Source organism: Wolbachia endosymbiont (group B) of Villa cingulata, from assembly GCF_964028285.1.
Classification (GTDB): domain Bacteria; phylum Pseudomonadota; class Alphaproteobacteria; order Rickettsiales; family Anaplasmataceae; genus Wolbachia.
In genome coordinates, this window is sequence record NZ_OZ034766.1 from 358,302 (window position 1) to 382,834 (window position 24,533).

22 protein-coding genes and 1 tRNA gene are annotated in these 24,533 nt (G+C 34.0%); 7 read left to right on the top strand and 16 right to left on the bottom strand.

The genetic code is table 11. The features are described 5' to 3' along the window. Positions 1–114 precede the first annotated feature (114 nt). Positions 115–1,143, bottom strand: coding sequence for a class I SAM-dependent methyltransferase (locus ABWU52_RS01925; protein ID WP_353277292.1), 1,029 nt, complete (start codon positions 1,141–1,143; stop codon positions 115–117). Between the two features lie 95 nt (positions 1,144–1,238). Here ABWU52_RS01925 and ABWU52_RS01930 point away from each other — a divergent pair, with 95 nt between their 5' ends. Next, positions 1,239–1,610, top strand: coding sequence for a hypothetical protein (locus tag ABWU52_RS01930; protein ID WP_010406921.1), 372 nt, complete (start codon positions 1,239–1,241; stop codon positions 1,608–1,610). Then, the gene (locus tag ABWU52_RS01935) at positions 1,611–1,892 is read left to right on the top strand and encodes a DUF2610 domain-containing protein (RefSeq protein ID WP_010406917.1); all 282 of its coding nucleotides are present in this window, start codon (positions 1,611–1,613) and stop codon (positions 1,890–1,892) included. Here the strand turns inward: ABWU52_RS01935 and dapD are convergent, their stop codons facing one another. Continuing rightward, complete coding sequence (gene dapD / locus ABWU52_RS01940; protein ID WP_353277294.1) at positions 1,893–2,735, bottom strand: 2,3,4,5-tetrahydropyridine-2,6-dicarboxylate N-succinyltransferase; 843 nt, start codon at positions 2,733–2,735, stop codon at positions 1,893–1,895. 38 nt (positions 2,736–2,773) lie between these two features. Here dapD and ABWU52_RS01945 point away from each other — a divergent pair, with 38 nt between their 5' ends. Continuing rightward, positions 2,774–3,184 carry a zinc-ribbon domain-containing protein gene (locus tag ABWU52_RS01945; RefSeq protein ID WP_353277295.1) on the top strand — a complete coding sequence of 137 codons (411 nt, stop codon included), beginning with the start codon at positions 2,774–2,776 and terminating at the stop codon, positions 3,182–3,184. Between the two features lie 208 nt (positions 3,185–3,392). Continuing rightward, entirely contained in the window at positions 3,393–5,192 is a 1,800-nt protein-coding gene (gene sdhA / locus ABWU52_RS01950) for a succinate dehydrogenase flavoprotein subunit (protein ID WP_010406910.1), read from the top strand. Here sdhA and ABWU52_RS01955 read toward each other — a convergent pair. The 11 genes from ABWU52_RS01955 to rpmE form a co-directional block, all read right to left on the bottom strand. Beyond that, positions 5,164–7,179, bottom strand: a complete 2,016-nt coding sequence (locus ABWU52_RS01955) for an ankyrin repeat domain-containing protein (RefSeq protein ID WP_353277297.1) — start codon at positions 7,177–7,179, stop codon at positions 5,164–5,166. The two genes, sdhA and ABWU52_RS01955, sit on opposite strands and share 29 nt — an antisense overlap. A 243-nt stretch (positions 7,180–7,422) precedes the next feature. Beyond that, complete coding sequence (gmk, locus tag ABWU52_RS01960) at positions 7,423–8,031, bottom strand: guanylate kinase (protein WP_353277299.1); 609 nt, start codon at positions 8,029–8,031, stop codon at positions 7,423–7,425. A gap of 35 nt (positions 8,032–8,066) precedes the next feature. Then, a complete protein-coding gene (locus ABWU52_RS01965) occupies positions 8,067–9,854 on the bottom strand; it encodes a pentapeptide repeat-containing protein (RefSeq protein ID WP_353277301.1) in 1,788 nt (595 codons plus the stop codon). Beyond that, a complete protein-coding gene (locus tag ABWU52_RS01970; RefSeq protein WP_353277682.1) occupies positions 9,838–10,872 on the bottom strand; it encodes an ankyrin repeat domain-containing protein in 1,035 nt (344 codons plus the stop codon). The genes ABWU52_RS01965 and ABWU52_RS01970 overlap by 17 nt, the downstream gene beginning before the upstream one ends. Before the next feature lie 269 nt (positions 10,873–11,141). Then, a complete protein-coding gene (locus tag ABWU52_RS01975) occupies positions 11,142–12,203 on the bottom strand; it encodes an IS5 family transposase (RefSeq protein ID WP_353277303.1) in 1,062 nt (353 codons plus the stop codon). 21 nt (positions 12,204–12,224) lie between these two features. Next, positions 12,225–12,356, bottom strand: coding sequence for a hypothetical protein (locus tag ABWU52_RS01980; protein ID WP_353277305.1), 132 nt, complete (start codon positions 12,354–12,356; stop codon positions 12,225–12,227). 304 nt (positions 12,357–12,660) lie between these two features. Continuing rightward, a complete protein-coding gene (locus ABWU52_RS01985; protein WP_353277306.1) occupies positions 12,661–13,548 on the bottom strand; it encodes an aspartate carbamoyltransferase catalytic subunit in 888 nt (295 codons plus the stop codon). An 80-nt stretch (positions 13,549–13,628) separates the two neighbouring features. Beyond that, positions 13,629–14,645, bottom strand: coding sequence for an extracellular solute-binding protein (locus ABWU52_RS01990; protein WP_353277308.1), 1,017 nt, complete (start codon positions 14,643–14,645; stop codon positions 13,629–13,631). Positions 14,646–14,768: 123 nt separating this feature from the next. Further along, positions 14,769–16,034, bottom strand: coding sequence for a hypothetical protein (locus tag ABWU52_RS01995; RefSeq protein ID WP_353277310.1), 1,266 nt, complete (start codon positions 16,032–16,034; stop codon positions 14,769–14,771). Positions 16,035–16,125: 91 nt separating this feature from the next. After that, positions 16,126–16,911 (bottom strand): NAD kinase, encoded by a 786-nt coding sequence (locus tag ABWU52_RS02000; RefSeq protein ID WP_353277311.1) that lies wholly within the window; start codon positions 16,909–16,911, stop codon positions 16,126–16,128. Between the two features lie 21 nt (positions 16,912–16,932). Then, on the bottom strand, positions 16,933–17,145 hold the full coding sequence (gene rpmE / locus ABWU52_RS02005) for a 50S ribosomal protein L31 (protein ID WP_068651074.1): 213 nt from the start codon (positions 17,143–17,145) through the stop codon (positions 16,933–16,935). 125 nt (positions 17,146–17,270) lie between these two features. Here rpmE and fabD point away from each other — a divergent pair, with 125 nt between their 5' ends. Beyond that, on the top strand, positions 17,271–18,239 hold the full coding sequence (fabD, locus tag ABWU52_RS02010; protein WP_353277684.1) for an ACP S-malonyltransferase: 969 nt from the start codon (positions 17,271–17,273) through the stop codon (positions 18,237–18,239). 52 nt (positions 18,240–18,291) lie between these two features. Beyond that, positions 18,292–19,038 carry a hypothetical protein gene (locus tag ABWU52_RS02015; protein ID WP_353277313.1) on the top strand — a complete coding sequence of 249 codons (747 nt, stop codon included), beginning with the start codon at positions 18,292–18,294 and terminating at the stop codon, positions 19,036–19,038. Here the strand turns inward: ABWU52_RS02015 and gpmI are convergent. Further along, on the bottom strand, positions 19,033–20,541 hold the full coding sequence (gene gpmI, locus ABWU52_RS02020) for a 2,3-bisphosphoglycerate-independent phosphoglycerate mutase (RefSeq protein WP_353277315.1): 1,509 nt from the start codon (positions 20,539–20,541) through the stop codon (positions 19,033–19,035). The two genes, ABWU52_RS02015 and gpmI, sit on opposite strands and share 6 nt — an antisense overlap. Positions 20,542–20,737: 196 nt before the next feature. On the opposite strand from gpmI, the gene ABWU52_RS02025 reads away from it, so the two are divergent. Then, entirely contained in the window at positions 20,738–21,472 is a 735-nt protein-coding gene (locus ABWU52_RS02025; protein ID WP_353277316.1) for a hypothetical protein, read from the top strand. Between the two features lie 86 nt (positions 21,473–21,558). Here ABWU52_RS02025 and ABWU52_RS02030 read toward each other — a convergent pair. Both ABWU52_RS02030 and alaS read right to left on the bottom strand, forming a co-directional pair. After that, positions 21,559–21,630: transfer RNA gene (locus tag ABWU52_RS02030), tRNA-Asn, on the bottom strand. 211 nt (positions 21,631–21,841) lie between these two features. After that, complete coding sequence (gene alaS / locus ABWU52_RS02035) at positions 21,842–24,415, bottom strand: alanine--tRNA ligase (protein WP_353277317.1); 2,574 nt, start codon at positions 24,413–24,415, stop codon at positions 21,842–21,844. Positions 24,416–24,533 lie beyond the last annotated feature (118 nt).

Here is a 24,533-nt window from a genome sequence, read left to right on the forward strand (position 1 = left end):
AGTCTTATCTGTCTATCTTATTTTGCTACTCTGCTGAACAGATACGTTTTTTTTACCTTTTTTATTCTGTAAATTTTTTAGTATTTGTATGTTTAACATAAGAACTACACAAGACTACAAATGGTGAATCAGCATTACCTTAAAGAGAGTACCCATATTTTCAGTTAACCTTAAAAATTCACTGAAGATCTTATTCTTCTGTTCATTACTTGCATTTTTCATTAAAGCTTGTGCTCTTTCCTTTATACCAAAAAGGTGTAAAAATTCTCTTTGAGTCAAAATCTCACAATTTACGTGCCTTAATGAATCTTTTAATGATTGAAAGTTCACAAGTGCAGTGATGTCACTATTACCGACGTTTTCAAGAAAATTAGTATATTTATGCTGCCTTATCGATTGCAAAGTGCTCTTATATTCAGGATATACATAACCATAATCTATAATCAGGGCAGCTCCTCCGTTATTGACTATCTTATTCTCAAGTTTCTTTAATATTTCGATTCCGGCTAGGCATACTTCCACTACTGCACCATTGAAACCCCCTGTCATTCCAGTCTGGAATCCAGTTTTTGGTCTGGTTAAGCACTGGAGTGACAATGAAAGACTGCCATCATCTTGTTTTATTACTCTATTTTCATACCACTGCTCATCACGATAAATAAATTGGTCAATTGGAAGGGCGTCAAATAACTCATTTGCAAAAAAAATAGTTGGCTGATTTGGTAAGTTGTCGACATCTGTGTGCCAATTAATATCTAATCCCTTTAATTTTTCCTTTTGTATTTTCTGTAAAATAGGGCTTATCTCAACTAGATGAATGTCCATTGAGCTAAAAAAACAGCTATATTTTTTGGTGACTCTTATTACATCATGAATGAGTGTTCCTTTACCTGGTCCAAGTTCAACTAGAGAAAATTTTGATGGCTTTCCTAATTTTTCCCATGTATTCATTATCCACACTGCAATTGTTTCACCAAATAGCTGACTAATTTCAGGTGCAGTAATGAAGTCACCATCTTTGCCAAGTGGTAATTTATTCATGTAATAGCCGTACTCTTTATGATATAGAGCAGCATTCATAAAATTACTGATGGATATTGATCCTTGGCTTTTATCAATTAATTCGTGTATATAAGTAAGCATATTATTAATAAATGTTTAACTATAGCGTGCCATACTATAAAATAGTGGAGTATTTATATATATAATATAAGTTTAAAGGCGATAGTGCTTTGGTTATGAATAGTCAAGATACGGATTATGTTACCCTTATACCTCAAGATGATGGTGTTGAATATAAATTTGAAGAAGTTGTCAATTTTGTAGAAAATAAGGTTGTAGGTGCTGATGGATTAACTTTAGCGGAGGTATTTCAAGCATTAGTTAAAATGCTGAATGGTGACCTAGAGTTAGTAAAAAAAGTGTTAGCATATGCTAATATTATGGTAAAGCATGGAATGAGGTTAGCAAAAGAGTCACAATTGAGCAGAGCTGATATTCGCAGAGCTTTAGAAGGGGAAGAAAGTGTTTTCAATAGGCAAGATTTTATCAAAAAACCACCTCTTGTACCTTCTATAAAATCGGTTAAAAAGAAAAGCAGAGGTCTTTAAATGGTTGAGTCTATAAAAAAATTTACTGTACAGTGTGATTTCAAAGGGCAAAGTTCACCTTTTGCAATATACATAGGAGATCCAAAGAGTGATACTCATCCAATTCACTATCAAGATTCATGGCTTGCAAAGGAGCGTGGAGGAAACATACCTAATAGAGTCAAAGAAAGTCTGCAAAAATTATATAAGTTATCTAAAGAAAATGGAATCTCTTTCTCAGAATTATGTGCATATGCTATTACTGTAGTTAGTAATAATGATAAAAAAAATGACTGCAAGTAGTTAGGTTCTCAATATTTCATTTATAGAAGTTTTTGATCTCGTCTTCTCGTCCACTTTTTTTACTATAACTGCACAATAGGTTGAAATGTTATTTTTAGGTGGAGTAGATCCTGGTACAACTACAGAGTAAGGTGGTACTTCACCATAAAATACCTTGCTTGTTTCTCTGTCAATAATTTTTGTTGATGCTCCAATAAACACACCCATGCCAAGAACTGATCCTTCTCTTATTATAACACCTTCGGCTACCTCACTACGCACTCCAATGAAGCAATTATCTTCTATAATGACTGGAGAAGCTTGAATGGGCTCAAGAACTCCGCCTATTCCCACTCCACCGGAAATATGGCAGTTTTTCCCTATTTGTGCACAACTACCAACTGTTGACCAAGTGTCTATCATTGTGCCAGAATCAATGTATGCACCAACGTTGATAAAGCTTGGCATTAGAACAACATTTTTACCTATGTAAGCAGATTGGCGGACAAAACACCCAGGAACTGCTCTAATTTTTGAATGGTAAAATTTTTCTTCATTCCATTCACTAAACTTACTACCGATTTTGTCAAACCAGCAATTGGTGTTGTCTATTATTTTGCTTTCCTCAGTGAGGAAATGTAATAATATTGACTGCTTTATCCACTTATGTACTATCCATTCTCCACTTGATAGCTTTTCTGCTACTCTAATTTTACCACTGTCAAGTAACTCAATTACCTCTTTGATTATTAATCTTGCTTCGTGTTTTAGATTATAGTCGTTAAGTTTTTCTTTATCTTTCCAAATATTTTCTATCTCATCTTGTAATTTTTTAGTTGCAAGTTTTTCATTTATTATATACATATTGATATCAAATTTATATTATTTTATACGTAAGCACTATGAAAATACAATGTCATAATTGTACTAAAACTTACTTAGTATCTCGTAGGCAAATAGGTGAATCTGGAAGAAAAGTGAAATGTACAAACTGCAATCACATGTGGTATGAGTATCTAAAAGAAATGTCAAGTGAATTGTGTCCTGCTGGTATACAAGAAAAAAAAGCTAGCTGGAGGCAAAGTTTAACTCTAGCTTTTGCAACAGTTGCAGGTTTATGCGTTATAATTGTTGGTGGTATCTTTCCAGGAGAGGTAAGTAAGATATATAAAGCAGTTAGTTCATATAAAGATTCAATAAGCCATAAATTAGGATACAAAAAAGTGCAAACGGAAAATTCAAACGCAAGAGAACTTGTTGTCAATGAATTTTATCAAGATTACCTTTTTCTGTCTGATTTTAGATCTAGTTAAATAGGCATAAGTCATCAATGTCATGTAAGTAACTACACTTATTCCTTTATGATAGTTTCATTCCAATTTCAGCTACTTTCATGACGCCCTATGATTGTTATTACATCGTTTACTATAGATTTGTTTCAGAAGCTTACATCCAGAAAACTTGTATAGATTTTTTCTACTTCTGTGATATTATAAGCCTGTGATGATAAAATAAGTGGATATGGATAAGTCAGCGTATGAAATCATAGAGCATGAGTATGATGTGGTAATAGTAGGTGCAGGTGGAGCAGGGCTTAGAGCAACACTTGGAATGGCTGCAACTAATTTTTCAGTTGCCTGCATTTCTAAAATTTTCCCTACACGAAGTCATACAGTTGCAGCGCAAGGAGGAATTAGTGCAGCTTTGAGTAATATTGCTGAAGATGACTGGCGCTGGCATGCATATGATACAATAAAAGGTTCAGACTGGCTTGGCGATCAAGATGCAATAGAGTATATGTGTAAAAATGCTGCCAAAGCTGTGATTGAACTTGAAAATTTTGGTGTACCCTTTTCTCGTACGGAAGATGGAAAAATATATCAGCGTGCCTTTGGTGGAATGACAACTCACTTTGGTAAAGGAAAATCGGCTCAGCGTACTTGTGCAGCAGCAGATAAAACTGGTCATGCAATTCTTCATACTCTATATCAGCAATGTCTTAAATTTAACGCTGAATTTTTTGTCGAATATTTTGTAATCGATTTGATTATGGACAAAGGGACATGCTGTGGGGTGATAGCTTGGTCGCTGTGTGATGGTACGTTGCATAGATTTCGTGCACATTCTGTGGTAATAGCAACAGGTGGTTATGGACGTGTTTATTTTTCTGCAACAAGTGCACACACCTGCACAGGTGATGGTAATGGCATGGTGGTAAGAGCTGGGTTGCCACTTGAAGATATGGAGTTTGTGCAATTTCATCCAACAGGAATATATGGCTCAGGGTGCTTGATGACGGAAGGATGCCGCGGTGAAGGTGGGTACCTCGTTAATTCTCAGGGTGAGAAGTTTATGGAACGTTATGCGCCAAAGGCAAAAGATTTGGCTTCTCGTGATGTAGTAAGTCGAGCAATGACAATTGAAATTAGAGAGGGAAGGGGAGTTGGGCCAAAGAAAGATCACATGTACTTGAATATAGCTCATCTTGATCCGGAAGTAATAAAGCTCAGATTGCCAGGTATTAGTGAAACAGCAAAGACCTTTGCAGGAGTTGATGTTACTAAAGATCCGATACCTGTTATTCCAACTGTTCACTATAACATGGGAGGTATTCCAACCAACTATCATGGGGAAGTGATCACGTTGCAAAAAGGTAAAGAAGAAGTGGTAGAAGGATTATTTGCAATAGGAGAGGCAGCATGTGTTTCTGTACATGGTGCAAATCGACTAGGTTCCAACTCGCTTCTTGATCTTGTGGTTTTTGGTAGAGCTGCCGCGCTTAGGGCAAAAGAAAAATTGAAACCTGATACACCACATAAAAAATTGCATTCAGACTGCACAGACTTGATAGTAGATAGATTTAATAAAATGCGATTTGCTTCTGGAGAGTTCAAAGTAGCAAAAATACGAAGTGAAATGCAGCACACTATGCAGAAATATGCATCGGTATTCCGTGTTGCTGAAGTTTTAGAGGAAGGTAAAAAAGCTATAAAAGAAGTAGCAAAAATGATGCCTAACATTGCAGTTGAAGATCGCAGTATGATATGGAATAGTGATTTGGTTGAAGCGCTGGAGCTTGCCAATATGATTCCACAAGCAGTTATTACCATGGAATGCGCAGCTAATCGCGAGGAAAGCAGGGGTGCTCATGCTCGTGAAGATTTCCCTGAACGTGATGATAAAAACTGGATGAAGCATACTATAGCATGGCTTAAAGAAGAGAAAAGCCAAGTTAGTGTAGAAATTGACTATAAAAAAGTTGCTGAAAAAACTCTGAGCGATGAGATTGATTTCATCGCCCCGGAAAAGAGAATTTATTAGTTAACCCATCTGGTTTATTTATAAATTGACGTAGTATTGATACATAGCTCATTTGAGTAGCTGGGCTTTCTGTATGTTCTGACTGCTCTTGTGCTGCTGAGTTGTTAGCTAAATTTTGTTGTTCAGTAACATTTTCAGGTTGTGTTGCAGTTTGGAGATTATCTTTACTGGTTTGCTGATCATTGGTTAATTCTTTAACATGTTTCCTAATGCCGCTAAGTCCCAAAGTGACTATCAGACAGACCGTGCCTGTTATAGCTATGATGGGTAACGCTGCTCCAATTGCAATTTGTCCTTGGAAGCAAGAAAGTGTTACCATTGTAATAATAGTAGTTGCTACTGTGATTGCTAACAATACACTAGCTCTCCTGCCCGGATCAATGCATTTCCATACAGCAGATGCTCCTTTTTTTACACCAGAACCTAGCTTTTTAATGCCTGATTGACATTTTTTCGAAGCAGTTCCACAGTGGTATTTTTCCTCAAGCTTCTCTTTTAGTTCTTTAGCTTTCTCCTGTGCTTTCTGTGGAGTACTTGAACAATCTTTTAGATCTCGTAAAGTTAAATAGTACTTTTTAGTATGGAGTTCTGGATCTTCTAACCATAAAGAATCAGGGTTAGCACCGTTTTGTAATAATGCTGCACAAAACTTTGTTGTATTATCATAATTAGTTGCTAAATCAAAAATTGTTTCTTGCGATAGGTATTCGATACTTTTTTTTTCTGCTTTTTTCTTTAGTGCTAATTCTAGAGGTGTATTGCCTTGCCTGTTAGTTGCTTTTATAGCTTCATCTAATTTATCTTCAGATATTTTTCTTTCTTTTACTAAGGCTGATATTAATTTCAAGCATGTAACTTTTTGCTTCCCTCTCAGCAAGGCAATATGGTGTAAAGCATTATTGCCATTTTCATCTTTAAGGTTAATATCTGCTCCTTTTTTCAATAATTCCTTAAAAGATTTTTCATCTTTATCTTTAATTGCTAAATGTAGTTGATAATTATCATTACTATCTGGAGTATTTATGGTATGTGGTATAATTTCTTTAATTTTTGTTCTTATTTCTGATTTTAACTCAGGTTTCTTTACTGACTTTGCTAATTTTTCTAAGAAATCACAATAGTATGTCTTTTGCTCTTCTTTTAAGTATTGTAATTCTTTTGTAGATAATCCTAAATTGTCAGAGCTGGCTCCATACTCTAGCAATTTTGTAAGAAACTTAAGTGTTTTATCGTTATCTTGGATTGTGTGAGAATCATGTTTCCCTTTTATTATCTTGTTAATTAGTGCTACCTGAAAAGGAGTCTTTCCTTCTTGATTTTCACTATCAACAAGTTGTGCTAGATCTTCCTTGGTGACCGTTTTTATTAGGGTACCTAGAAACTTGCATTTCTGTTCCTTTTCGAGCGATGCAATAAAATGTAAAATATTATTTCCTTTTTCATCTTTTATGCTGTTAACATTCGTGCAATCTTTTAGATATTTTCTAAATTTCCTGCTATTTCCATTTTTGATTACTTTTAGTAATTGAACATCATTATCAGAATCTGATATTCCGTTTACTTCATTTTCAAAATCGCTACCGTAGCCATTATCTTGTTCATTGTACCTACTCGAACAACTTTTATTGATTTCAGAAATTACTTGTTTTTTTGTTTCATTTGATATTTTTTTTGATCGTTCTATTACTTCACCTAGCACTGGAAGGAAACATTGGACATAATATCTGTGATATTTTTCCTGTTCTCTAAGAGATTCTTCTAATTTAGTTAATAATTCAGGACTAGCGCCTTCCTTAAATAACCTTTTACATTCCTTGAGTGTTCCATCTCGAATTCTTGGTTTTTCATGCTTATATTTTTCTTTTTTTACCTTTCTCTCTATAATATTATACAATTGATTGTCTTTTTTATCTTGTTTTTCATTTTTGTTTATATATTTATCTAGTTTGTTTGCATTAGTAACTAATACACTTAGATCTATACTCATATTAAAACCTCAATATTAAAAGCTATTTGGCGTTAACGAATTGGATTAAACTTTTAAATTGAGCTAGATGTTATCGAAATATAGGTGAAAAGGCAGAAAGCTAGTTTCTATTAGAAAATCTATTGTCATAGTCAAATCCCCACTTTAGCACTTGTCTACTATTTTAACTATTTTATCTTAAAAAATAATAAATGTGGCTAAACTGTGAAGCATGAGTGCTCTAAAAGAGACAAACCAATGTTTTTATAGATCTTTCAAACTTGATTTTTCTTCTAATTTTTTAAGCATTCCTTTACTTAGTATTGATTTTATCTCTTCTACGCTTTTATCAAGATCATCATTAATTATTACGTAATCATATTTATTACTTTTACTTATCTCTTTTTGCGCTTCGGCTAATCTACGCTCTATTTCAATTTCATCATCACTATTACGCCTTTGTAGACGCAGTCTAAGCTCTTCCATTGAGGGAGGTAGTATAAAAACACTTACAACTTTTTCTCTTAAGATTTCAAATAAATGAAATGCTCCTTGCCAATCTATATTCAGTAAAACACTTATGCCACTGCTCAGGTTTTGTTCTATAAAATCTTTTGGTATACCGTAAAAATTTTCAAAAACTTTAGCATATTCAAGCATTTGACCAGCCTTACATAGTTCATGAAACTTTTCTTCAGTAACGAAAAAATAGTCTTTTCCATTTACTTCACCGGGACGAGGTTTGCGTGTAGTCATAGAAATAGACATAACTAAATTAGTTGATTGCTCAAGTAATTTTTCTGATATAGTAGTTTTTCCAGCTCCAGAAGGAGAGGATAGAATCAGTAGTATGCCCTCATTTTTTACGGTCATTTTTCTTTATTTAACAAGTACATTATAGAGCTTTTTTAAGACTTTGTATTTTTTGAATCAAAGTTTAAAAGACTAGAGCCCTCTAAATTAGAATTTGATAAATTGGTATCAATAAGAGAGGAATTATCAAAGACAGTATAACGTAAATCGGCTTTTTCAAGATTTGCCTTATTCAAATTAACGTTTACAAACTTTGCTCTACTTAATAGAGAATTAGAAAAATTAGCATTTTCTAAATTCATGTCTTTAAACTCAAAGTAAGAATAATTTACATCAAATTTTTCACCCTGCGATATTTTCTCTTGCAGATCTTTAATTGAAGTTATAGCACTCTCTAGACCTGTAATTTTGCTCTGTCCCTGATTGTCAATCAAAATTGAATTATCAAATTTGCAATCTGTTAAATGAATATCAGCAATTGAACTTTTATATATGCTTGAAGAGAGAAAAGACATATCACTTATTGTCGAATCACTCAAATTGCTAAGAAAAAAACTAGTCTTTCTAAAGGTATTATCATAAAACACGGAGGATTTGAAATCACTTTCAATAAAATTTGAATTAGTGACTTTTAAGTTAGACCAGCTCGAATTATCAGCTAATAATTTGAAGAATATTGAATTTTCTATCTCACTGAAGTCAATACTATGGTGGGAAAGAGTACTATTATAAATTTGAGAGTCTTGAATTTTTGTCTTATACATTGAAGTTGTGGAAAGATCTGAATCTTCTATTTTTGCAGAGGTAAACAATGAATGGTCAAAGAACGAACCATTCATGTCAGAATTCACAACTTTAGTATTATGAAACTTTCCGTGACAAATGTTAGCATCATAGGCGTTAACTTTATACAATTCACTAAAACTAAAATCAATATTAGATAAGTCAGCATCCTGAAGGTCTGATTCGAAAACATATGCATGTTTTATCTTGGAACCATTTAGTATAGATTTAATGAAGTTTGAATTATCCCCTTTCACATAGGAAATTTGTGAATTGCTTAAATTGGCTTTTTCAAAGTTACTATCAACTATAATAGAAGAATTAAAATAGGCGTTCGAAAGATTGCTACCTGTAAAATCCAATTTTTTTATTTTAGCACCGTATATATTAGCGTTTTTTAGTGAAGAGAATTGTATCTTGAGCTTGTGTGCATCCACTCCAAAGAAACTTGCATTGTCGAAATTATTCTTCTGCATAACAGTGTCGTTTATTTCACTATCACTAAAATTTATGTAGCTAGCATTTGAGTTTGATAAATCGGATAAATTCATTTTTACATTCAAAAATTTGGTATGCAAACCAATTATATTACGCATACTTACTTTGTTGAGATTAGAATTGACAAAATCAGCATAACTGATATTAGATTGATCAAATATGATATCTGTTAGATTTGTAGAAGCAAATTTTGAAAAACTTAAATTTGTGCCTTGTATTTTAACACCATGTAAATTAGCATTGGAAAAATTAGCACCACGTAAATCAACATCGATAAAAGACACATCTGATAAATCGGTGTTAGAAAAATCAGCACCAATTAAACTTACTCCCTCAAAAATAGATTTATTTAAATATAATTGACTAAAATTAGCCCCATTCAAATTAGAGCCAAAACCTTTCTTAAAATCTTGTGGTATACCTGCTTTATTACAATGTACTAAAAATTTAGCGAAATCTTTTTTATTGTAAGATACGTATTTTACATCGTGCAGAGCGCTTAAAAAATCATTGATTGGATTTTTTTCATCATCTATTTCATTTCCATAGCATAAATGACCAACTAGAAAAGTTAATATCAAAAGTCTAATTATCTTTTGCATCGCAGGTACTTTCTTTTGTTTTTATAGCAAAGTTATACATCTCTGAGTCTTCTTCATTGTTTATTTCTTTATCCTCTAAAAGGTATGGCATCATTTCGGCAATTGCGTTTATTATGTTGATCTGCTTCCTTTCGATTGCTATTTCAATAGGGGACTTAAAATTATTATCAACTACTCTAGGATCAGCACCTTGTAATAAGAGAAAGCGAACTGTGTCTATTTCACCTTGTTTCACTGCATAAATTAGAGGAGTATCACCCAATTTATTTCTAAATCTTAGTATTTCTTGAATTGTTAATCCAATTTTTTCTAGCTTATTTATTACTCCTCTTAGACAAATTAAGTTGCCCTTCTTTATGCAGTAAAAAAATTGCTTACTGTAATCATCAGTAAATATAGTTTTAGGAAGGTGCTCATTTAGGCTATCATATTGTCTTTTATATATAGACTTGCTTTTATGGTTCCATTCTTTTTTTATTTCTTTGTTTAGCTTTGTCCATTTTTCGCTTTCTTCATTTTCTTTGTTCACAGGTGTTATATTGTCAGGCTGTTCTTCTTTCTTTTTCTCTGTTAATTGGCTTGTTGAAAGTTCGGTGTCTTTTTTGCTAATCTCCTCTTCAGGCTGTAGGTTTGTTTGATTATTGTGACTGATTTTCTTCTCTTCAGGTTCTTCTTTTTTTTCTTCTGATAAAGGACTTGTTAGAGCTTTGGTATCTTTTATATTATTCCCCTCTTCAGGCTGTAGGTTTGTTTGTATATTTTCATTACTTGAAGGTACTTCTTCATTGATTACATTTTGGGTTGTGCTTTCTTTTGGCTCGCTGGAAGGTATTTCGACTACATTTGTTGAGTCTGTGCTTTCTTTTAGTTCGCTCAGAAGCGGAGAATTTTTTTCAGCATCAGTATTGCTTTTCGATACGTCTTCTTGATTTATATTTTCTTCAGACTGCTCTACAGCAAACAAGTTGGATGATAAAAATATAGCAACTAATAGTATGAAATATAAAGTATTCTTCATAGATATTGCAGTCATAGGCTTAATTAGAATGATACTATAATCAAATGATTAATCTACAGTAAAAAATGCCTTAAGGTTTTATTTATAAAAAACATTTGTATTACCTTTTCTATACGAGTAGAATCTTGCAAAGACTGAATATCAAAGTTTTTCCCATTTATTTAGGTTTTACCTTAAATTGTCATTGGAGTAGCTGACACTGTTTTTTTTCTCGATTCCAGCGGGCTTTGTTGCATCACTCTTCGGATAGTAGGTAACGTGGAATAAATTCATGAAGCTATCTCAAATTTAGCCATGCCTATATCAGTAAATTTGTTAAGCAAATAACACTTGAGTAGCAGTTCTCTCTCACGATTAACCTCAGATTTGTTTCTAAAACTAAACCCAAATGTTTGCTTCAGTCGCGAGAAAAAACTTTCTATATAAGATCTCTTCCCATAATTTATCTCTTTTTTCCACCTCTTCATACCATCTTCATCATATGACTTTATGAGCTTGATTGTAGAATTTCTCTCATCCATATAATCCAACTTTGGATGCTCTACTGCATTATTTTGCGGAGGAATCCTTGTCTTTATGTCAAGCTCATCGCACAGTTTGTATAACTTCTTTCGATTATATGCCCTGTCTGCATATAGTGTGCTTATATTATATTTAACATCAATCCTTGCAATAAGATCACATGCTCCATAGTGGTCAGAATAAACTCCGCCACTGTATTTTGCTGCTATAACTTTTTTGCTACCTATCTCTAGCATTACATGCAGTTTTCTTGTTTGCTCATAGCGGCGATACTTTCTATCTGTACCATTTGCCTTGCTATGACCTGGAATATTATTGTAGATGCTTATTCCAGTACTATCTATGGCAATCTCAATATCTTCTGTATTATTTTTATCATGTCTTCGATCATTAATTTTGATGTTAAGTTTTTTAAGCCTTCTTGAGGCCTGGGAATAGCTAATAACTTGCAAGTTTTTCCTTACTTGCTCAAGGTACCCTGCTATAAATCCCGCTGTTTGTCTCAGACCTATTCTAAATAAACAAGTTATTATGTGAACCAGAATCACGACCTTATCGCTATAAATATAGTTGCCACCAGCCATTTTTGGACCTTTTTCGTACCAATTTTCTATGGCATCATTGACGTAATAAAAAATATTTCCCCTCTCTTGGAGAAATTTGTTATATTCATGGCAGTTACTGACTCTCATTTTTTGTGGCATATTTTTCTTTAGTAGGTTAAATGCTTGTCTTATAGTGAATTTTGTCAGTAACTGCCAGTTCTTTTTATTTGACCTATGCAACAAAGCCATGCCAGCGTCACGCACTGGAATGACACCTTCATAATGTTATTCCATTTCTCTTGTCATCCCAGTACTTGATACTGGGATCCATTTTCCATCATCATTAGAAACGTTATATTTTAGCATAACTTTTATGCTCGCAAATTTAACTGGATGCCAGTGTCTGGGCACTGGCATGACATCTATCATTTTATGTTTATAGTATTTTTTGCAAATAAACGTTCGTAGTTGTAAATTAAATGCAAAAAAATACTTGACACATTTGGTAGTTTAATTATTATTAGTGAAAATGAGGGTATTTTAGAGCTCGAAATTCACCTTATTCAAGTCTGCAGACTTTTCAACTAATCTCTCAATAAAAAAATATAGCACAGTCTACTTCAGTACATACTTAATTTCTGTCATGAGGTGTGTTATATTTTTCTAAATCGTTTTTTATAGGAGGATCATTATGTCTAAAATTCCTTAAAATTAATTAAAGTTAAACATTAATTAAATAGTGCAGTACTGCCTTACGCGTTGCTAATCCAAACTTTACTTGCTGTAAAATAACACAATCTGCTATATTATTGCTAATCTCAATACCTCTATTTATTGGTCCTGGGTGCATAACAATTGCATCGGGTTTTGCGTGCGATAGTTTTTGTGAATCAAATCCGTACAAATGAAAATATTCTTTTTCTGAAGAACTATTATTCATTCGCTCTTTCTGCAATCTTAAAAGCATAATGACGTCAGCATCCTTTATACCTTCAGTTAATGAATAATGAAGTGAATCTACTTCAGAAAAATGCTTACACATCAAAGCTGGTGGTGCAACTAAGCTTATTTTTGCTCCAAACATTTTTAGCAATCTTATATTTGATCTTGCAACTCTACTGTGCAAAATATCTCCACATATCACAATTTTGAGGTTTTTTATTTGCTTTTTATGATTGATAATTACAAGATAATCTGCAAGAGCTTGAGTTGGGTGTTCACTGTTTCCATCGCCTGCGTTGATTAACGAGCAGTTAACATACTTTGCCAGTGTATTAATGATACCACTACTTCTATGCCTGATTATCATATAGTCAGGATTCATTGCATTTAGTGTTTTTATCATATCTTTTAGATCTTCCCCTTTGTTAATAGAAGAAGATTTTATTGGTAAAGTTATAACATTTGCTCCAAGGCTTTTTGCTGCTATTTCAAAAGATGCGAGCGTACGTGTTGAATCTTCAAAGAATAGGTTTATGACTATTTTATTTTTCAGAACATGACTATTTTCAACCTTTTCTTCAAGGTATTGGTTGGCTAATTTAGTTATATTTTCTACATCACCGATTGTGAGGTCTGAGATATTTAATAAATTCCTTCTCTTGTCCATAGCTCCTTTTTTGAGCTTATTCTACTTTCTTAATTCCAATTACACAACTGTAAAGTAAAGTAGAAGGAAACTATAAAATTTTATTTCCACTTACATTCATCTGCTATCATAACAGCCTCAAAGAGGTGCTTTTCAAGCTCACTTATAGGTAGATCATTTTGTGGATAATTCCCCCAAGATTTTAATACATCAGAAGTTTCGATACCTTCAACAATGGGATATTCTTGATTTTTTTTAGCATATAATTCTTGAGCCTGCCTGCTTACAAAAAACTCCAATAAAGCTATGGCATTTTCTCTGTGTTTTGCATTTTTTGTTACTGCTGCACCACTAATATTCACCATTACACCATCATTAGGAAAGAAAGCTCCTAACTTTTCTGTGATATTCTTTTTATTTTCTGATGAAAGGATTCTTGCAAAGTAGTAGCTGTTTACTATTGCAACATTGCCTTCACCAGCGGCTACAGCATAAATTTGATCTGTGTCACCACCGCTTGGTTTTCTTGCCATGTTGCTTACAATTCCACTCACCCATTCTTTTGTTTTTTCAAAACCATTTTTTGCAATCATAAAAGCGATCAATGATCGGTTATATGGACTTGTGGAAGAACGCACTAATATTTTCCCTTTCCATTTTTCATTCGCTAGATCCTCATAAGTACTTAATTCTTTAGGATCTACTAATTCTTTATTGTAAACCAATATTCTAGCTCTTTTTGTGAGACCAAACCAATAATCTTCATTATCTCTAAATTTTGCAGGTATGGCATTTTTTAAAGTCTCTGAATCCACTTGGGATAAGAGCCCTCTTTTTTTGGCTAAAATCAAATTCACTGCATCTGCAGTTAAAAACAAATCAGCTTCACCGCCATTTTCCATACGTGAAAGCAATTGGGAATAATCGTCAATGATATAACGTACCTTGATGCCAGTGGTTTTTGTAAAATCATCAAACAAACTATGTACTAATTCTTCTTTACGTGATGAATAAACGTTTACTACTTGTGAATCATCAATTCCGCTATTTTTATATAAAAAATTAACGACTATCAATACAGCCGCTACTAAAGATATAAATATTAAACCTTTTTTCATAAACAAACCCCTTCCTTGTCATCATCTCAAGCTATCAAAATAGCAAGGTCTTAGCAAGTGTAAATCTTCAAAACGTTGCAGTTACAGTACTGGAATAGCGATAAAAAGAAGTACGAGCCAGATTTAATTAATAATATAAGTAATATCTGGATGGCCACATCGTTCAGCAACTACTTGTAACAATTTTGAACTAATCTCTTCTTCACTCTTTTTGATAGTTCTAATAGCTGTTTCATTGGGCTTTTCACTACTAGCATCTTTTGTATCTAATAACAAGTAATCTTTAAAATCAGTTTTGCTCCAATGATGAATTGTGCAAGCTAAAGTGAAAAGCAGTAGAGTGCCTGAAATTGCAACGATTGGCCAGTAAATAGTAGGATTTGTGTATGAACTTACTATATTGCTCAAACCACCTGTTGAATAAAGTGCTAAAGGGAAGGTTATGTTTCCAGTAATAAGAACTGTTCCTAAGATAGGAAGCCATATTCTATCATTGATTAATGAATTTACTTTACTCTTGTAATAGATTGGCTGGCCTGTAAGTTCTACGATGTTCGGATTACTTTTTGCTTTTTCTGGAAGAGAGTGAAACGTAAAGTAAACACGATTACCGTTGCTATATTTTAATACCAAAGATTTGATGCATTCCTCGTCTTTTGAAAGTGTATTTGATATCTCATCTAAAACTTCTTGAGTATCTCTTTTTGTGATCTTGTGCTCCTTAGTACGGACTGCTTGCATAAGTTCCCACATAATTCCCAAGGCTAAACAAGACGCTAATACTCCGACAAATATAGTAACAGGATTTATGCTGCCGATGAATCCAATGAATTCTCTTTGCTTCACAGCTAAAACGATTGACGTAATACAACATGCCGTAATAAGACCTACGAAAGGCATTGTAACTTTCTTCTTTTGCATCGTATACTTTACTTTCTGTAAAAATCTGTTTGTCTTTTTATTATCTCCAAGCAAAGATTTTTCAGAGCCATCTGTTTGATATGATGGTGGAGGAGTTAGATTTGCCTTTATTACTCTTTCTAAATTTTCTAATGTTTTTTTACTACTCCAAGGTTCGCTGTATACTGTTTCTTGAGAAGATGATTTGCTTAGGTTTGTATTACCTGCTTCACTATCTGAACTCTTTTTCAAAGTTTTTTTACTTCTATCTATGGGTGCATAAGGAGGTTCTGAACTGTTCACATTCGATGCTTCTTGCCTTTCTTCATAAGAACTTGATTCGCTAGCCGAACTTGTATGTTGTAAAATTTCATTTTCACCATTTGTTTTTGGTACTGTGCTTCTGCGTGCTGGTTTTGGTAGACTTGTTTTTTCTATTCCATCTTTTTCAGTTATTCTGACGTTTCCTACGTTTGCTGATCCAGGCATATTCGCTCCAAAATTAATCACTATATTGTGTTGATTACGTTATAATTATTAAGATATGGTAAATACTAATTTAAAGATAAGTATGAAGAATTTAGTATAAAAATTGCTTATCAAAAATCCTCTCGTCTAATGAGCAATCTTTATCAAAAAGCAGAGTGACTGTGTTTTCGTGATCTTTCTGCATTTTTATCTGCGATATATCAGGAAATTCCTTGTAATCTGATACTACAAGTGCTGGACGATTTTCCACGTCGTTAATATCAATTTGCACTATTGTATCATTTGAGATTAGCGCTCCATTCCAACGCCTTGGGTAGTAGCTATTAATGGAAGTCAGTGCAAATAAATTTGAATTAAGTGGTAATATTGGCCCACCGGCAGAAAAGTTATATGCAGTGCTACCTGTTGGGGTAGACAATATAATTCCATCTCCTCTGAATTTTTCTACTTTTAGCTTATCATTAATGGTAATATTCATCTCCACTATTTGATTTGCATTTCTAAAGACATACACTTCATTTACTGCGATGTAACGGTGTTTTTTGCCACTTATGTCTGTGGCTTCCATTTTTAGTAAAGTTAGCTGAGTAGGGACTGCATGTTCTATATGATCAATTAGATCTTCAAAGCATTTATTCATCAAAAATCCGACGTTACCGGTATTTATTCCATACACATGTGTATCTTTATTTCCTATGACGTAGTCGTGCAGGGTGCGTAGCATAAAACCATCTCCGCCAACAACTATCAGCAGATCAACTTCATGCTTACCTGCTTCTGCTATATTGATAAAATTGAGTTTCTGTAGTAGTTTAGATACTTCCTGAGACTTGGGTAGCGAAGAAGCAATATAGCCTACATTTTTATATTTATACATGTTAAATAAAGAGGGGAGGAACTAAAAAAGACTCCCGTATTTATCATTAAACTTAGCTATTTTACTATCCTTCTCCCCTGAACCGCTTGTCAAACTTCCAGTCCATGCAGGATGAGTAAGAGGATCTCTATCGAGTTTTATTTTTTGACCTTCTTTTCCATAAGTGGAATAAGTTTCAAACTCTTGACCATCTGTCATAACTATAGTAACTTTGTGATAATCGATTTCTGCCATTGTTCTTACAAATTTCTTACCAGCTAAGATTTTAGTGAATCTGGTTCATTTGGTCAATCATTATTGTGAAATATTGACAAAAAATAAATAAAGTAGTATTCTTAATGAAGAATGAAAAATTTTTTATGATTTTTGCTTTTCCTGGTCAGGGCTCTCAATTTGTAGGAATGGGAAAGAGCTTATATGATGAATTTTCAGTTGCAAGGCAAGTATTTGATGAAGTAGATGACGTATTGGGTAGAAAGCTGTCTCATTTGATTTTCAATGGTCCTATTGAGAAATTAACCATCACGGAAAACGCTCAGCCAGCTATAATGGCAGTGTCAATTGCAACGCTACGTGTTATGGAGCATGTGCTTGGTAAATCTCTTCACAATGTTCAGTATGTTTGTGGGCATTCAGTTGGCGAGTATACAGCGCTATGTGCTGCAGGAGCATTGACGCTTGAGTCTGCAGTCAAGTTGCTAAAAGTTCGTAGCGAAGCAATGCATGAAGCTTCACTAAAATGCAAAGGTGGAATGTTTGCTCTACTTGGAGCAGAAATAAGTGAAGTAGAAGGTATATTAAAATCAGCTCAAATTGATTGTGAAATTGCAAACGATAATGGTGGTGGGCAGGTAGTGGTGAGTGGTACTGCAGAGGCTCTTGAGGTCTTACCTGATTTATTCAAAAACTCAAGTGTCAAGAAAATGATAAAATTACAAGTTAGTGGGCCTTTTCACTCATCTTTTATGAAACCTGCTGATGAAAAACTTCTGGAATTTTTGGAAAGCGTTAACATAACTCGCCCTTCGATTCCTTTTGTATCAAACGTTACAGCTAAGGAAGAAAGTGATCCAGAGATCATAAGAGCTTTGCTCGCTAAGCAAGTTGTAAGTAGAGTAAGATGGAGAGAGATGGTTTTATATATGACAAGCCATGGCACTAATAAGTTTGTTGAAGTTGGCCCTAACAAAGTTTTATCTAATCTAGTTAAAAGAATTGACCAATCTATCAGTGTGAAAAATATAGATAGTATTGGTGATATTAATAGCTTCTTTGATGAATCATTAATGTTGACAGCAAAAAATTTAAAAATAAAAGCTTATAACTGACATAAAGTAAAATTTGTACTATTTTTTTGCTTTGATTATTGATAGCAGCGGAATGTCAAACATCGACACTAAAGAATATGATCTAGCGTTGGGTGATACCACGGTTAAGCTTTTTATTAAAAGTAGCGATACAAGTGGGATCAATTTTATTAATGTGCATCAAAATGAAGTAACTTCAAAAGGGGCTGGTGAGCATATACTCCAGCAGTTTGGTGGAAGAATGCTATACATTACTCATGGTGATGGTACTCCGCGTAATGTAGAATTTTACTTAAATGGTGAGCGGTATGAATTCGATCCCAATCGCATGTTTAGTGATGTAGGTGCAGAAGCTAGCTTAAGAGAGTTTGGCAGTGTTTCAGAAGATGCTTTGAGAGCTGTTAGAAACTTTGCAGAAAGAATTTTAGATTTTTTACTTCCTGGTCAAGATCACGTTATCGCTCTGCACAATAACTACAATTCTCCCAGCTACTCATTCAAGAGTTATTTTTCTCCACCACTTTCTCATGATGTGCTAAAGATTTCTCCAGAAGTGTGTCCGGAAAGTGGAACGGGTGAGTTTTTCTATACGACAGTTGAAGATTGGTTCGATGCTTTAAAACAGAAAGAAATTTTTAATATAGTATTGCAAAATAACAAAGCAGTTGAAGATGATGGTTCTTTATCTGTATATGTAGGGAAGAATAATATTCGGTACTCTAATGTGGAAGCTGAGCATGATCATTTAGAGCAGCAAATAGATATGCTATCTTCTATACACAGTGTTTTATTTCCTCAACCCTTAACAATAGAGTTATAGCAACATAGAACGCACTAACGAACTACCTGTCATCTCGTTTGGCTTTTTGAGCCCAAGTAGCTGTAAAATAGTGGGGGCAATATCAGATAATTTTCCATCTCTTAGTTTTAGATTGTTACAAGATATAATGAATGGAACTTTGTTTAGAGTGTGTGCTGTATGAGGTGTGTTATTTTCTTCATCGAACATACATTCTACATTGCCATGGTCTGCTGTAATAATGAGTGCAGTGTTACCCACTTCTTTGACAACGTTGAGTACTTTTGCAAGGCAATCATCTACAGCGAGCACAGCTTGCTCAGCTGCTTTTATGTTACCTGTATGTCCTACCATATCAGGGTTAGCGTAGTTTACAACTATCAGCGCAAATTCTTGAGAATGAATTTTTTTTACAAGTTCTTCTGTGAGCTCAAAGGCTGACATTTTAGGCTGCAAATCATAAGTTTTAACTTTTGGTGAAGGAATGAGTATTCTTTCTTCGCCGGGAAAAGGTTCTTCTCTTCCACAATTAAAAAAGAAAGTCACATGAGCATATTTCTCAGTTTCTGCAATGCGCAGTTGACGTAATTTATTGTCTTCTATTATCTGTCCCAAAGTGTTGGCAAAAGATTCAGGAGGAAAGAGATAAGGGGTTTTTAAGTCCGCTTTATATTGCATCATACTTAAAATTGAAGAGAATTTTGCCACTTCAGTATAGCCTGCTTTACCAAGACAAATACTTGCCAATTGTATCATTCGATCAGCACGAAAGTTAGCCAATAGCAATCCATCTTCTGGTTTTATACCTTGATAATCGCCTATTACTGCGGGCCTGATAAATTCATCGGTTATATTATTTTGATAATTTTCATCAATAAGCGATACTGCATCATCATAACGAGGCGCCTTTGCAAATGCTATAGCCTCATAAGCCTCAATTGTTCTTTCCCACCTATTATCACGGTCCATAGCATAATAACGTCCAGAGACAGTGGCAATTTTTATATCATTGTCTTTTATACTCTCTGCAAATTCTTGAATGCATTTTTTTCCTGAATTTGGAAATGTGTCTCTGCCATCTAAAAATGCGTGTATTACAACTTTAATTCCGCGCTGTGATATTTTGTTTGCTAAAGATGAAATGTGCTTTTGATGCGAATGAACACCGCCATCTGATATCAATCCCATTATATGGCATATGCCATTCTTACTTTTTAGATCATTAATAAAATTCTGTAGATTTGCATTATTTTCTATCGTTTCGATTTCTTGATTAATACGCTGAAGGCTTTGCATTACCACTCTACCACTGCCAATATTCATATGGCCAACTTCTGAATTGCCTATTTGGCCTTCTGGTAATCCAACATCAGTTCCACAGGCAGATAAACTGCACTTTGGATAATTAGAGTTAATATGTTGCCAACAAGGGAGATTTGCATTGCTAATAGCGTTGTATTTACTATTTTCTATTCCATTGCCCCAGCCATCTAGTATACATAAAACGACTGATTTAAAGTTCATATAAAAGTTATCATCGAGAACCTCCGATGATACCAAAAACAAACTCTTCTCACAACTTTTGTGTTAAAATAAGAGATATAAAAAGCTGCTTGGAGGCAATGGTATATGAAGTTTTTCATAAAATATTTTATTAAAGTGATTGACAGTTGCTTAAGTGTTTACTAAAACACTTGCATAGCTTTAATAGTGAGGTCAAGTGAGTTGTAGCCAATATATAAAAGGTAATACTTTAGCAACATTAGGTGCTATAATTAATGTTGATAGATTAGTAAACTTTTTAAAAAGCAATACAAAGATTACAAGACTTATTTTACGATGTTCAAAAATTAATTATGAGGTTATAAAAGAATTAGCTCAGCTTTCTCATCTTACTTCACTTGATCTAAGTTGCAGTTATGTTGGTACAGAAGGTGCAAAGATTTTAGCAAGCGGGAATCTTATAAATCTTACTTCGCTTGATTTAGGAGGAAACGAAATTGGTGATGAAGGTGTAGAGGCTTTAGCAAGTGGAAATCTTACAAGTCTTACTGAGCTTAAATTATATGATAATAAAATTGGCGATAGGGGGGCAAAAGCTTTAGCGAGTGGAAATCTTACAAATCTTACGTTGCTTAGTTTAGGATGGAATGAAATCAGTGACAAAGGTGCAGAGGCTTTAGCGAGTGGGAATCTTATAAATCTTATTACACTTAAAGTATATGATAACAGCATTAATTACAGAGGTTCACAGACTTTGGCGAGTGGAAATTTGGTGCGTCTTACTTCAATTATTTTTAATTATTGTTATATTGATAGCACGTTCCCTAAAAATGTCCTGCCTTCACTGCAAAGTAGGTGTAATAAAAGAAAAATAGGGGAAGAATCAGGTAGTAAGCTAAGTGAGGTACAGGCATCTTTGCATTTTGAAAGTAAAGGTTTTAAAGCTATATAACTCCACAGTTTTGTCTGTTTAAGAGACAGAGAAAAGTTAGTGAATTCTGGGCTAAAAATGAAATGTACAGATTGTATAAAACAATGCTCCCCGGGCCGGATTCGAACCAGCGACCAATTGGTTAACAGCCAACTGCTCTACCACTGAGCTACCGAGGAATAAACTGTTTTTAACTTATCATATTGAACGTAGATTGTAAATGATTTTTATGTAGACTTTAAACCTAGATATCATTCCAGAGCATGGAGCTGTAATCCAGTTCTTATTACCTGATATGCTCATTTGACAGTTAAGTCTTCTCTACCCCTATTTGCATAATACCTTGACGATTCCGTTCACGGTTAAAAGATACCGAGGTAGTAGGGTGTATTAGTTTTTGCAAGCTGTTATTTTGCTATGGATTGCTGTAATGGCATCATCTATTTTATTGTTATCACAGCCTGTTTGGGCAAGTTCGGCATTTCCACTGCAATCCCTTCTGGTTACAGTAGATACTAGCTCTTTTGCATTGATCTTATTAGTTAAATCTTTACTTACTTTGACAATCAAAACTGTTTTATCCTTTTCTGTTACCATGAAGGCTATTACAGTTTTCGGTTTTTGTTGCTGTAGAGCAAATTCCCTTATTATACTTCCTGGAACGTTATTGAAAGTGTGGCTTACGAAATTTATTCCATTTATTTCGGTACTTTTTACAGTTTCTACACTGATAAGCTTTTTATAAAGATTTTTTATTTTGACTTCAAATTCTTTGCGCTCCTGGCTTAAAATACTGAGTCGACTTATTATTTCATTTACTGGTGCTTTTACGCATTCTGCAACTTTTTTTAAGCTAATTTCGTTATTGCGTACATAATTAATTGCTTCTTGACCGGTTAAAGCTTCAATTCTTCTTACTCGAGATGCAACGGAACATTCTGCTGCTATCTTAAACAAACCAATTTCTCCGGTACGCTCCACGTGTGTACCACCACATAATTCTTTTGAATCTCCAATTTTTACAACCCTAACATTATCACCATATTTTTCACCAAATAAGGCCATCGCTCCTTCGTCTATTGCCTCATCCATACCTTGAACTTTTGTGGACGTAGAAAGATTTTCTCTGATTAGAGAGTTTACTATATCTTCTACTGAAGACAGCTGATCCTGAGTGACTGGCTTATTGTGACTAAAGTCAAATCTTAGTCTATTTGGTGCGACTAGAGAACCTTTTTGAGTAACGTGATCACCTAAGATTTTTCTGAGTGCAAAGTGTAGAAGATGTGTAGCTGAATGATTTCTTCTTAAGTCTTGTCTTCTTTTTTTATTAATACTAGCTGTAACTGTGTTACCTTTACAAATTGAGCCGACGCACCTGTGCAAATACAAGTCATTAATCTTGTTGGTATTTTCGACTGTTACCATACTTCCATCAGACTGTATAAGATTTCCAATATCTCCCACTTGTCCACCTGACTCTCCATAAAAAGGTGTTTTATCAAGTATAATAGTTATCTTTTCTCCTTCTTTTGCAGAATCAATTACTTCATTTTTAGAGGAAATTATTGCGAGTACTGTTGCATCCTTTACTTCATCACGTTCATAACCAACAAATTCCGTTTTGCCAAACTGATCGATTAAATTAAACCATACTTGTTCAACAGATTTTTCACCAGATCCAGTCCAATTAGCACGTGCTCTTTCTTTTTGCTCTTTCATTGCATTATCAAAACCTTTTTGGTCAAAATTTATTCTCCTTTCTTTCAAAATATCAAGTGTGATATCCAAAGGAAATCCATAAGTGTCATATAGTTTGAATGCTGATTCTCCAGATAGAGTGTCACCTGATTTTAAATCTGCAGTGAATTTGTCCAAGAGATTAATGCCTTTCATTAAAGTGTCTTTAAAGTTTTCTTCCTCTGATTTTAACGTTGTTTCTATTAAGCTTTTAGCTCTGATTAGCTCTGGATAAGCATCTCCCATATAAGCCAAACTTGTGCCATCTATGAGTGCAGGAAAAACAAGGTTCAATAGAGAATCATTATATCCAAGTAGGTGGATATAACGTACTGCTCTCCTGATCAATCTGCGTAGTACATAATTTCTTCCTTCATTTCCAGGAAGCACTCCTTCTGCGATGAGAAATGCAGCTGCACGAAGGTGATCTGCGATAATCTTATGAGCTACTTTATTTTCCGTATTTCCACAGTACTCTTGCGATTTACTTACCAGAGCAGAAAATAGGTCAATATCATAGTTATCATGAACGTTCTGCATAACAGCTGCTATTCTTTCAAGGCCCATTCCGGTATCGATGCATTTTTTTGGTAATTTTTGTAAATTACCTTCTTCATCTTTATTAAATTCCATGAACACCAGGTTCCAAATTTCAACAATTCTGTCGTCTTCATGTAAAGCGGAATTTCCATGATCGTAAAAGATTTCAGAACATGGGCCACATGGACCAGTATTGCCCATGCTCCAAAAGTTATCATCTGTTGTAATTCTTATGATTTTATCATCTGAAAAGCCACTTATCTTACGCCAAATTTCATATGCTTCATCATCAGTGTGGTAAACAGTTATGGATAGTCTGTTTTTATCAAGAGACAATTCTTCAGTAATAAATTTCCACGCAAATTCTATCGCAGTTTCTTTAAAGTAATCACCAAAGCTAAAATTTCCGAGCATTTCAAAAAATGTGTGATGCCGAGATGTATAGCCAACATTTTCAAGATCATTGTGTTTACCACCTGCTCTGAGACACTTTTGACTTGAGACGGCACGTTTCATTTCAGTTTTTTGCGTGCCGGTAAAGATGTTTTTGAACTGTACCATACCAGCATTTGTAAACATGAGTGTTGGATCATGCTCTGGAATCAAAGGAGAAGAAGGAACTTGCTCATGATTATTATTTACAAAAAATTTTATAAATCTTTCTCTAATTTCGTTTAGCTTCATCGTTTTTACTGAGGTTATCTATGCATAATAAGTTGTAACAGAAGTAAAATCAATTTATCAATCTAAATATTAATATATACATTACTTAGTATAATAAAGGTAACTTTTACATAAAAAT

Bases quoted from the DNA above. Each gene is read 5' to 3' on its own strand.
- ABWU52_RS01995 (WP_353277310.1), bottom strand. From the start codon at position 16,034: ATGCCTGGATCAGCAAACGTAGGAAACGTCAGAATAACTGAAAAAGAT.
- ABWU52_RS02015 (WP_353277313.1), top strand. From the start codon at position 18,292: ATGTCAAACATCGACACTAAAGAATATGATCTAGCGTTGGGTGATACC.
- fabD (WP_353277684.1), top strand. From the start codon at position 17,271: ATGATTTTTGCTTTTCCTGGTCAGGGCTCTCAATTTGTAGGAATGGGA.
- gmk (WP_353277299.1), bottom strand. From the start codon at position 8,031: ATGACCGTAAAAAATGAGGGCATACTACTGATTCTATCCTCTCCTTCT.
- ABWU52_RS01985 (WP_353277306.1), bottom strand. From the start codon at position 13,548: ATGGACAAGAGAAGGAATTTATTAAATATCTCAGACCTCACAATCGGT.
- alaS (WP_353277317.1), bottom strand. From the start codon at position 24,415: ATGAAGCTAAACGAAATTAGAGAAAGATTTATAAAATTTTTTGTAAAT.
- sdhA (WP_010406910.1), top strand. From the start codon at position 3,393: ATGGATAAGTCAGCGTATGAAATCATAGAGCATGAGTATGATGTGGTA.
- ABWU52_RS01970 (WP_353277682.1), bottom strand. From the start codon at position 10,872: ATGAAGAATACTTTATATTTCATACTATTAGTTGCTATATTTTTATCA.
- ABWU52_RS01980 (WP_353277305.1), bottom strand. From the start codon at position 12,356: ATGCCAGTGCCCAGACACTGGCATCCAGTTAAATTTGCGAGCATAAAA.
- dapD (WP_353277294.1), bottom strand. From the start codon at position 2,735: ATGTATATAATAAATGAAAAACTTGCAACTAAAAAATTACAAGATGAG.
- ABWU52_RS01930 (WP_010406921.1), top strand. From the start codon at position 1,239: ATGAATAGTCAAGATACGGATTATGTTACCCTTATACCTCAAGATGAT.
- ABWU52_RS01945 (WP_353277295.1), top strand. From the start codon at position 2,774: ATGAAAATACAATGTCATAATTGTACTAAAACTTACTTAGTATCTCGT.
- gpmI (WP_353277315.1), bottom strand. From the start codon at position 20,541: ATGAACTTTAAATCAGTCGTTTTATGTATACTAGATGGCTGGGGCAAT.
- ABWU52_RS01925 (WP_353277292.1), bottom strand. From the start codon at position 1,143: ATGCTTACTTATATACACGAATTAATTGATAAAAGCCAAGGATCAATA.
- ABWU52_RS01965 (WP_353277301.1), bottom strand. From the start codon at position 9,854: ATGCAAAAGATAATTAGACTTTTGATATTAACTTTTCTAGTTGGTCAT.
- rpmE (WP_068651074.1), bottom strand. From the start codon at position 17,145: ATGGCAGAAATCGATTATCACAAAGTTACTATAGTTATGACAGATGGT.
- ABWU52_RS02000 (WP_353277311.1), bottom strand. From the start codon at position 16,911: ATGTATAAATATAAAAATGTAGGCTATATTGCTTCTTCGCTACCCAAG.
- ABWU52_RS01955 (WP_353277297.1), bottom strand. From the start codon at position 7,179: ATGAGTATAGATCTAAGTGTATTAGTTACTAATGCAAACAAACTAGAT.
- ABWU52_RS01935 (WP_010406917.1), top strand. From the start codon at position 1,611: ATGGTTGAGTCTATAAAAAAATTTACTGTACAGTGTGATTTCAAAGGG.
- ABWU52_RS01990 (WP_353277308.1), bottom strand. From the start codon at position 14,645: ATGAAAAAAGGTTTAATATTTATATCTTTAGTAGCGGCTGTATTGATA.